The 8,548-nt window shown below is 62.1% G+C and carries 10 protein-coding genes; 2 read left to right on the top strand and 8 right to left on the bottom strand.

What is annotated here, in order from left to right:
* Positions 1 to 285: 285 nt before the first annotated feature.
* Both KKO72_RS11910 and KKO72_RS11915 read left to right on the top strand, forming a co-directional pair.
* Positions 286 to 735: a GNAT family N-acetyltransferase gene (locus KKO72_RS11910; protein ID WP_214938510.1), complete on the top strand. Its 450-nt coding sequence runs from the start codon at positions 286 to 288 to the stop codon at positions 733 to 735.
* On the top strand, positions 732 to 1,277 hold the full coding sequence (locus KKO72_RS11915; RefSeq protein ID WP_214938512.1) for a DUF5680 domain-containing protein: 546 nt from the start codon (positions 732 to 734) through the stop codon (positions 1,275 to 1,277). The genes KKO72_RS11910 and KKO72_RS11915 overlap by 4 nt, the downstream gene beginning before the upstream one ends.
* Before the next feature lie 187 nt (positions 1,278 to 1,464).
* On the opposite strand, the gene KKO72_RS11920 is transcribed toward KKO72_RS11915, so the two are convergent.
* The 8 genes from KKO72_RS11920 to KKO72_RS11955 all read right to left on the bottom strand — a co-directional run bounded on the left by KKO72_RS11920 (position 1,465) and on the right by KKO72_RS11955 (position 8,522).
* Positions 1,465 to 4,113 carry a cation-translocating P-type ATPase gene (locus tag KKO72_RS11920; RefSeq protein ID WP_214938514.1) on the bottom strand — a complete coding sequence of 883 codons (2,649 nt, stop codon included), beginning with the start codon at positions 4,111 to 4,113 and terminating at the stop codon, positions 1,465 to 1,467.
* A gap of 10 nt (positions 4,114 to 4,123) precedes the next feature.
* Complete coding sequence (locus KKO72_RS11925; protein WP_214938515.1) at positions 4,124 to 4,465, bottom strand: chaperone modulator CbpM; 342 nt, start codon at positions 4,463 to 4,465, stop codon at positions 4,124 to 4,126.
* A complete protein-coding gene (locus tag KKO72_RS11930; RefSeq protein ID WP_214938517.1) occupies positions 4,462 to 5,367 on the bottom strand; it encodes a DnaJ C-terminal domain-containing protein in 906 nt (301 codons plus the stop codon). The genes KKO72_RS11925 and KKO72_RS11930 overlap by 4 nt, the downstream gene beginning before the upstream one ends.
* A gap of 93 nt (positions 5,368 to 5,460) precedes the next feature.
* Positions 5,461 to 6,114 carry a BON domain-containing protein gene (locus KKO72_RS11935; RefSeq protein WP_214938519.1) on the bottom strand — a complete coding sequence of 218 codons (654 nt, stop codon included), beginning with the start codon at positions 6,112 to 6,114 and terminating at the stop codon, positions 5,461 to 5,463.
* 93 nt (positions 6,115 to 6,207) lie between these two features.
* Complete coding sequence (locus tag KKO72_RS11940) at positions 6,208 to 7,290, bottom strand: AI-2E family transporter (RefSeq protein WP_214938521.1); 1,083 nt, start codon at positions 7,288 to 7,290, stop codon at positions 6,208 to 6,210.
* A 7-nt stretch (positions 7,291 to 7,297) separates the two neighbouring features.
* Positions 7,298 to 7,744 (bottom strand): hypothetical protein, encoded by a 447-nt coding sequence (locus KKO72_RS11945; protein WP_214938523.1) that lies wholly within the window; start codon positions 7,742 to 7,744, stop codon positions 7,298 to 7,300.
* Positions 7,741 to 8,118, bottom strand: a complete 378-nt coding sequence (locus tag KKO72_RS11950; RefSeq protein ID WP_214938525.1) for a phage holin family protein — start codon at positions 8,116 to 8,118, stop codon at positions 7,741 to 7,743. Before KKO72_RS11950 ends, KKO72_RS11945 begins: the two co-directional genes overlap by 4 nt.
* 23 nt (positions 8,119 to 8,141) lie before the next feature.
* Positions 8,142 to 8,522 (bottom strand): hypothetical protein, encoded by a 381-nt coding sequence (locus KKO72_RS11955; RefSeq protein ID WP_214938527.1) that lies wholly within the window; start codon positions 8,520 to 8,522, stop codon positions 8,142 to 8,144.
* Positions 8,523 to 8,548 lie beyond the last annotated feature (26 nt).

Below are 8,548 nucleotides of genomic sequence, written 5' to 3' on the forward strand. Positions count from 1 at the left end.
TGCCCGGCGTTGCCAAGCCCTTGCATAAGAAATTGGCCTCCAGCCCTTTTGGAATAAGGGTTGGCAGCTATTTCAGAAATAGCGTTGTTTGTGGGAGCGGGTGCAGAGACACATCCGCGTTTTTTGCAACACTTCCCCCAAACGGGGGATATCCAAATCGGGCCGAGCCACTGAGAATGGGCAGACAGGCGATGCCAGCCAGCACCTCTTGGCGGCAAGCAGATTGTTTGCAGAATGCTCAGGCGTGCACCAACTTGACTTACCTCTGACACCATCAACAAAGTTATGGACATCCAAGTTCACTTCAGGCCCTATTCGCGCAACGAGAGAGAGACCTGCCTGGGCCTTTTTGATGCCAACTGCCCGGAATTTTTTGCGCCGGGTGAGCGTCTTGACTATGCGAGTTTTCTTGACACCGGCTCGGCTTGTTACGAGCTGTGTCAGGTCCAGGGCCAGGTGGTGGGTGCTTTTGGGTTGACGGGCCATGGACGTCTGTGCCGCAGTGTGAGCTGGTTGCTGCTGCACCCATCCTTTCAAGACATGGGCATTGGCTCGGCGGTGATGGCCCGCTTGATCAGGCTCGCCATTTCCCTCGGGCTGGAGTTGGTGGAGATCGCCGCGAGCCACAAGTCCGCGCCGTTCTTCACCAAGTTTGGCGCCGTGATCAACGGATTCATCCCAGACGGCTGGGGTGCAGGCATGCATCGGGTGGACATGGCGCTGGCGATCCGATGACCCAGCAGTTCACTGGAGTCACAGCTGCTTCGCGGTTCGGCCTAACTCAGGCAAAGGGCATCTCACCCATGAGCACACTACCGCACGAGTTCGGTCGATTTCTCCGCACTGCAAAAACCGCGACCTACGCCGCTCAGGGAGACCAAGCGTCTGTTGCCCCAGTTCTGCAAGATGCGAAGCAGCTTGAATATGGTGAAGGCAGGTTTCTTTATCGGGATATTTATTTCGGAATGCTCCGCTTCGTTGGTCACGAGGTCGTCTATTCCGGCGGGAGTGCTATCTGGTCGATGGGTTATGCCGGTGGTTTGTCTCCTGACGTGGCGCCAGACTCTGCCCAGCCCATCTACGCCTTCCTGCGTAAAGCATTGCTGGACCCGAATGAGATCATTCCAATTCGCGGCCCGTCCACACTTCAGTCTGACGACATGCTCTACACCTGCCAAGTCAAAGGTTCACTTGAATGGTTTCATGGCAGCGAGACAATTGCCAAGAACGGATTGCCGCTATACGAACTTCGGTTCAGCGGTGGTTGCCTTGCATGAATTTGTGGCCTCGGCCCGATGACCCTGGTTCAAGCGGAGCACCAACGGCTGAGCGGTACGGCTTGGTCCGCAGGAGCGGGTGCACTTTCAGCAGAGCATTGATTCGGAGTAGTCTCAGCATTTTTTTGCCTCTATCCCTTATTCAATAAGGACTGGCTGCTATTCAAATAAAAGTGACTCGTCGTGATCAGGTTATGGCAAGAGGTGTGGCCGACCGCCTGCGCCAGGCTTTCTCCATCTCCACGACCACCCCTACCACCGCTGCCGCGCCCAGGCAGATGCCCAGCTCCATCAGGCTCAGGGGCTGGGTTTTGAAGATCGGGTTGAGCACCGGCACATAAATGGTCGCCATTTGCAGCAAGAAGGTTAGCAACACCGCACCCAGCAAAGGTTTGTTGCTGCCCAGGCCTTGTGTCCACAGCGCGTCGCGCTCGGAGCGGATGGCCATCACATGCACCATCTGGGACAGGGTCAGCACGGTGAACACCATGGTTTGCCAGTGGGCGTGGCCGGTCGACAAGGCCCAGGCCTGCACACCCAGACACAGGACAGCAATCAGCAGCCCGACACCCAGGATGTGTTGCCACATGCCGTTGGCAAACAGGCTTTCGTCTGGCGCGCGCGGTGGGCGCTGCATGACACCACGCTCAGCCGGTTCGGCCGCCAGCGCCAGGCCCGGCAGGCCGTCGGTCACCAGATTCACCCACAGGATGTGGATCGGCTGCAGCGGGATCGGCAGCAACAGCAGCGGGGCCAGGAACAGCGTCCAGATTTCGCCCGAGTTGCCGGTCATGGCGTAACGGATGAACTTGCGGATGTTGTCAAAAATGCGCCGCCCCTCACGCACAGCCGCCACGATGGTTGCGAAGTTGTCGTCCAGCAGCACCATGCTGGACGCCTCACGCGCCACGTCGGTGCCGCCTTGTCCCATGGCCACACCAATGTCGGCGCGTTTGAGGGCCGGGGCGTCGTTGACACCGTCACCGGTCATGGAAACGATCTGACCGCTGGCTTGTAAGGCTTCCACAATGCGGATTTTTTGCGCCGGGTCGACCCGGGCGTAGACCCGCACCTTGGCCACACGATTCAGGAGCGCGGCATCGTCCAGATCGGTCAGGTCTTGCCCGGTCAGTATCTCGGCCTGATCGTCCGGCACGATGCCGAGTCGTTGGGCAATGGCCCGCGCGGTGGCCGGGTGGTCGCCGGTGATCATCACTGGGGTGATGCCCGCGCTGATGCAGTCGCGCACGGCGGCGGCGGCCTCTTCCCGGGGCGGGTCAATCAGGGCAATGAGCCCGAGAAACTGTAGCTGGCTCTCGACCCCAGCCAAGGCATCACCCTCGGGCAGAGTTGCAAAATCGCGTCGCGCCAGGGCCAGCACACGCAGGCCTTGTGCCGCCAGGGTGTTGGCCTGGTCGATCACGACCTGGGGGTCCAGCGGCTGGGCGCCATCCGTAGCCCACTGCGCATCACAACAGGCCAATACCGACTCGGGTGCACCTTTGGTGTAGCCGATAAAACGCTCGCCGCTGCGGTGCAGCGTGGTCATGCGTTTGCGGTCTGAGTCAAACGGCAGCTCCTGCAGACGTGGCAAGTCGGTCTCAAGCTGGGTTTTGTCCAGCCCAGCACCTTGTGCCACCAGCACCAGCGCGGTTTCGGTCGGGTCGCCTTGCCAGGCCTCGGCGCTGTTGTCGCCGGGATTGTGGTGGGCATCGTTGCACAGGGCGGCGGCACGCAAGGCTTCCAGAACCTCCGGCGTCGGGTCAGGCGCGCCAGGCAACCATGCGGCGCCCTGGACCCAGAGTTGTTCGGCAAACATCTTGTTTTGGGTCAGGGTGCCGGTTTTGTCGGAACAAATGGTAGTGACCGAGCCCAAGGTTTCCACCGACGGCAGACGCCGCACCAGGGCGTGCACCGCCACCATGCGTTTGGCCCCCAGTGCCAGCAGCACCGTGACCACTGCGGGCAAGGCTTCGGGAATGGCGGCCACCGCCAGGCTGATGGCGGTCAGGGCCATCAGCAGCGGGGCTTCACCGCGCCACACACCTGCTACAAAAATGATGACGCAGATGCCAATTACCACGAGGGCTAGACGCTTGCCAAAGGCTGCAAGCCGGTTTTGCAGCGGGGTGCTGCGGTCGTCCTGGTCCAGCAACTGCGCGACCTTGCCCAGCTCGGTGGCCATGCCGGTGGCCAGCACCAGCCCGCGTGCCCGCCCCAGGCTGACGGTGGTGCCTTTGAACACCATGTTGAGCTGGTCACCCAGTGCGTTGCTGCTGTCGCTCGGCAGCACATGGGGCTGTTTGGCCACGGTGACGGACTCGCCGGTCAGCGCCGATTCATCTACCTGCAGTTGCGCGATGTCGATCAGGCGCATGTCGGCCGGGACCTGGTTGCCGGCCTCCAGCAGCACGATGTCGCCCGGCACCAGGGTCGGGGAGGGCACCGTTTGCACCTGACCGTCACGCAGCACTTGAGCCTGGGCGGTGGCCAGCACCTGCAACGCCGCCATGGCGCGGTCGGCGCGCCAGCTTTGCACAAAACCGATCACCGCGTTGAGCAACACAATCACCAGAATCGCCACTGTGTCGATCAGGTCCCCAATCAGGCCCGACACCACGGCGGCCGCCAGCAGCACCAGCACCATGAAGTCGGTGAACTGGGCCAGCAGCAAGCGCCAGGGCCCGCGTCGGGTTTGGCTCTGCAGCGCATTGGGACCAAAGCGCTCTAAGCGATGGGTGACCTCATCCTGACTCAGACCCTGGGCCGGGTCGACCGATTGTTCGGTCAGGAGTTCTTGGGTTTCGCGCTGGTGCCATGGGATCGGGTTGGACATGGTGTGCCGGTCAACAACCCATGTCGGAGCGCAGGTGAGAAGGCAGTTGGGCTTGTAGTGAATGCACCTGACGCTCCAGTATTTCAATACGCGTCAGCTTGTCCAGCACAATGGCCACAGTGAACAGGTCCAGGTCATAGTCCACCCGCAACTTGGCGGCATGACGCAGCGGCATCACCCACTGGGCGCTGAAAACGCGCTCGGGTGTCGCAGGGCTGACCGGCAGCAGCGCACAGTACTCCACCAACTCATCCAGCTCGGCCTCGGTCATGCCGCAGCAATGGCTCAACTCGGCCAAGCTGATGGTCTCCAGACTGTCGGCTGCGCGCCACTGGGCTGTTGCTTGTGTCATGTCGGGTTCTCCTTGGGCGTGGTGGCGCGTGGATTGAAGTGTGAAATACGCGCCAGCTCCAGGAACAGCGCGCGTTCTGCCGCGCTCAGGGTGGCTGGCACGTCAATGTGAACCAGGGCGTAAATGTCGCTTTGGCCCGCCAGCAGACCGCGCCCGCGCAGGCGCAGCTTGCGTCCCGAACGGGTGCCCGCAGGAATGGTCAGCAGCACCGGGCCATCGAGCGTGGGTACCTCCACCCCGCCACCCAAAGCGGCCTCCCAGGGAGTCAGCGCCAGGTCAAAGTACAGATCCAGCCCGTCGGGCCGGAAAATGGGGTGCGGTGCCAGGCTGATGTGCAGGTAAATGTCGCCATCGGGTGCGCCATGCTGGCCCGGGCCACCTTTGCCGCGCAGGCGCAGTTTCTGGTCTTGCCGCACGCCGGGCGGAATGGTGACTTCCAGTTCGCGCGCACCTGCGCCGTCTTTCAGAGTGAGTTTGACGGTGGTGCCTTGGCGTGCGTCGGCCAGCGGGATCGTGATGCTGGTCTCGAAATCACGGCCTTTCATCGGCATGGTGGTCCGTCCCGCGCCCCGGCGTCCCTGGCCCATGGCTGCCAGCAGGTCGGCCAGGTCGATGTCTTCAAACGACTGGCCACCGGTTGAAAAATCGTGTTGCCATTGCGGCGGGGGTGAAAACTCGGCGCCCGGCTGCGGGTGGCCCAGCTCGTCATAGGCGGCGCGTTTGGTCGGGTCTTTGAGCGTGGCGTAGGCTTCGGCGGCTTCTTTGAAGCGGGCCTCGGCGTCTGGCGCCTTGGACATGTCGGGGTGGTGGGTGCGTGCCAGCTTGCGGTAGGCCTTTTTGATCTGGTCCAGATCGGCGTCGCGCGGCACCCCCAGTGTGTCGTAATAGTCTTTGTATTTCATGGTGTCACTGTGCTCCTGGTCCCAACGCTGAAGAACGTACCCCTACCTGCGCTGGTCGTGGTGCGTCCGGGCTCAGGTTTTGACCAGTTCAATTCAATGCGTCACCGTGATGTTGTTGACCACTTGGCGCACACCGGGTGCACTCCAGGCAGCGTTGCGGGCCAGTTCACTTTCGGCCCAGCTGTGGCTGGTGCCACTCAAGATGACGTCGGTGCCGCTCACCTGCACCGTGATGTCTTTGGCATCGTCCTTGGCGCGGCGACGTAAGGCGGCTTCAATATCGTCCTTCACCACACTCAGAGACACCGCTGGTTTCAGGGCAATCTGGTCGCTGACACCGGTCACCCCCATCAGGTAGCGCACCGCTCTGGTGGCTGAACGGCGCTGGTAGTCCCAGTCGACCTCACCTGCCAGGGTGACCCAACCGTTCTCAACCAGCACCTTGACGCTATCGAGTGGCAACAAACTGGTCCATTGCAGGACGTTTTCTACTGCTTGTGCTATGTCGGCGTCGTTGCGCTTGTCCGATCCGGGCAGAGTGACCCGAATGTCTACCGCCAAACCTTTGACGCCACCTACGCGCTGGGCAGCCGACTCGGCATCCCATTTCTCGCCAAAACTGCCAACGTCACCCGACAAGCTGGCAATGCCGTCTTTCACCGAGACGCCAATTTGCGCCGCGTTGACAGACGCCTCCCAGCCCAGTTCCTCCATCACGTCATGTTGTAGTTGGCTGTCGGTTTTCATAGCTTGCTTTCAAACTTGTTGATAGTCAACCAGTGTCAGACTCACCTGGGGTCTGATCTGTGCGCCACGACACGCAGCCGGGGGATTTGTGTCTTAGCTTTCTGGCAACGTGCTGTTCTGGTTGCTGATGTGGATCTGCCATGTCGCCATGGCCATCGCGGCAATCACCGGCCCGAGCACAAAACCGTTGATGCCAAAAACCGCCATGCCGCCCAGCGTGGTGATCATCACCACATAGTCGGGCAAGCGGGTGTCTTTGCCCACCAGCATCGGGCGCAGCAGGTTGTCCACCAGGCCGATCACCAGCATGCCATAGGCCACAAGCGCCACACTTTTGCCGAGTTCACCCACCAGCAAAAAATAGACCGCCACCGGCGCCCAGACCAGGGCCGCACCCACCGATGGCAGCAGCGACAAAAAAGCCATCAACACCGCCCACAACACCGCAGCACTGACACCCAGCGCCCAGAATCCCAGGCCACCCAGCGCACCCTGGATGGCTGCCACCAGCAGGTTGCCTTTGACGGTGGCGCGCACCACGGTGCTGAAGGTGTCGAGCAGCACCGTTTTGTGCTCTGGGGCCAGCGGCAGGGCGCGGCGCAGGGCCACACTCACACTCTGGCCGTCGCGGATCAGGAAATACGCCAGATACAAGGTGATGAACACACTGGCCACAAACTCAAAGGTGTTTTGCCCGATGCTGAAGGTCTGCGTGGCGATGACTTGTGCTCCCTGCGTCAGCGTGGCGGTGAGGCGGCGCTGCAGGGTGTTGAAGCTGACCAGTCCAAAACGGTCGAGCACACTGGTGGCCCAGTTGGGCAGGGCGTTGAACAGACCGCGAAAGTAGAGCGCCGGGTCGAGTTCACCACTTTGCAACTGGCTGTACACCAGCGCGGCCTCTTGTACCAAGGACGCGGCAATCAGCGCCAGCGGCAGCACCACAATCACCAGTACCACCAGCATGGTCAGCAGCGCCGCCACGCTGGGCCGTTGGCCCACCCGGGGCAGCAGCCAGACAAACAAAGGGGTGAACAACAAGGCAATGATCACCCCCCACATGAGGGCACCATAAAACGGCAGCAGGATGAGCATCAGCGCCGCTGAGACCAGCAACAGCAGAGTGGGCAGGGCGCGCTTGTTGTCGCGAGGTGTCAGCGGTGTGGGTTCTGGGTGCATGGACCGGTTATGGGGGGGCTGTGCCGCTGGCTGGCGGCTTGCGTGACAGGTGTTTCATGACCTCGGACAGGATCTGTGGCATCAAACCAGCAAGCAGGGCGGGTGTTGAAATCCAGCGCCAGGGCCGCAGCATCACCGTCAGGCCACCCACCGCCGCTGCGGCCAGCACCAGCGTGTACGGATGACGTTGGGCGATGGGCTGAACCAGCAGCTTGGTGGTCTCCAGCGCCAGCAGCAAGGCCACGCGCATCGGTTGTTTTTGCCACCAGGCTTGCAACACATCGAGCACCAGTCCAGCACCGGGGCCGGTTTGCAAATGGCTCAGCAGGCCACCGAGCAGGCTCTCAGGCTGGCTGCCGGCGCTGGCAGCGGTATGGGTGTTTTGTTGCAAAGCCAGGCGCAAACGTTCACGTGAGGCCGCTAGCCGTTCGCAGGGGCTGGCTTGCAGGCTCATGGCTCACCTGCTGCGCGCAACATCGCCACGTCTTCGTTGATCTGGCGGCCCAGGTTGGCAAAGGCGGCGGATGGCGCTGGTTGGCGTGCCAGCAGCAGGCAGACCACCGCCACCAGCAGGGGGACGGCGGGCACAACCAGCAACACCCACAGGGCTTGCGTGGGCGCCGCTGTGGCAAACCACAGCATGGTGGCCACACCCGCCAGCACCGCCGCCACACCCAGGGCACACAAGGCCGCAGCGTACAACAGCAGCTGGCGCTGCCAAGTGACGCGGGCCAGGCCCAACTCCTCGGAAAACAGCGCAGCGTATGCCTGCGCATGGTCCACCAGAAGTTGTGGTCGGGTGGCCAGCAGGGCCAGAAGCGGGCTCATCAGTTGTTGCGCTGTCGGTCTATTCAGTCGTGGTGACGCGAGCGGGCCACCAGGCTCACCAGCGCCATCAGGGCGGCACCGGTGGCTGCGGCAATCAGCACCGCTTTGACCGGTTCCTGGCGGATATAGCCCACGGTGCTGTCCGAGGCGTGTTCGGCCTTGAGACGCAACTGGTGGCTGGTTTCACGCACGCTGTCCAGGCCACGGTGGGCCATCGCGCTCACCTGTTCGCTGGCGCGCTCGAGCACCGGTGTGGTCTGTTTGCGCAGGTCTTGCAGTGCATTGCCCGCACTGTCAACGGCCTGGTTGGCGGCTTGCTGGGTGGCGCGGATGGCGTGATCCGCAGACTGGGAGGCCTGGTCAATCAGCTTGCCAGATGTGTCGTTGCTAGGTGTCATGGACATGGGGGTTCCTTTAAATAGGTGGGTGG

Origin of the sequence: Rhodoferax sp. U11-2br, assembly GCF_018619435.1 — a bacterium.
Lineage (GTDB): Bacteria > Pseudomonadota > Gammaproteobacteria > Burkholderiales > Burkholderiaceae_C > Rhodoferax.

Bases quoted from the DNA above. Each gene is read 5' to 3' on its own strand.
- KKO72_RS11915 (WP_214938512.1), top strand. From the start codon at position 732: ATGACCCAGCAGTTCACTGGAGTCACAGCTGCTTCGCGGTTCGGCCTA.
- KKO72_RS11925 (WP_214938515.1), bottom strand. From the start codon at position 4,465: ATGACACAAGCAACAGCCCAGTGGCGCGCAGCCGACAGTCTGGAGACC.
- KKO72_RS11920 (WP_214938514.1), bottom strand. From the start codon at position 4,113: ATGTCCAACCCGATCCCATGGCACCAGCGCGAAACCCAAGAACTCCTG.
- KKO72_RS11930 (WP_214938517.1), bottom strand. From the start codon at position 5,367: ATGAAATACAAAGACTATTACGACACACTGGGGGTGCCGCGCGACGCC.
- KKO72_RS11935 (WP_214938519.1), bottom strand. From the start codon at position 6,114: ATGAAAACCGACAGCCAACTACAACATGACGTGATGGAGGAACTGGGC.
- KKO72_RS11950 (WP_214938525.1), bottom strand. From the start codon at position 8,118: ATGAGCCCGCTTCTGGCCCTGCTGGCCACCCGACCACAACTTCTGGTG.
- KKO72_RS11940 (WP_214938521.1), bottom strand. From the start codon at position 7,290: ATGCACCCAGAACCCACACCGCTGACACCTCGCGACAACAAGCGCGCC.
- KKO72_RS11910 (WP_214938510.1), top strand. From the start codon at position 286: ATGGACATCCAAGTTCACTTCAGGCCCTATTCGCGCAACGAGAGAGAG.
- KKO72_RS11945 (WP_214938523.1), bottom strand. From the start codon at position 7,744: ATGAGCCTGCAAGCCAGCCCCTGCGAACGGCTAGCGGCCTCACGTGAA.
- KKO72_RS11955 (WP_214938527.1), bottom strand. From the start codon at position 8,522: ATGTCCATGACACCTAGCAACGACACATCTGGCAAGCTGATTGACCAG.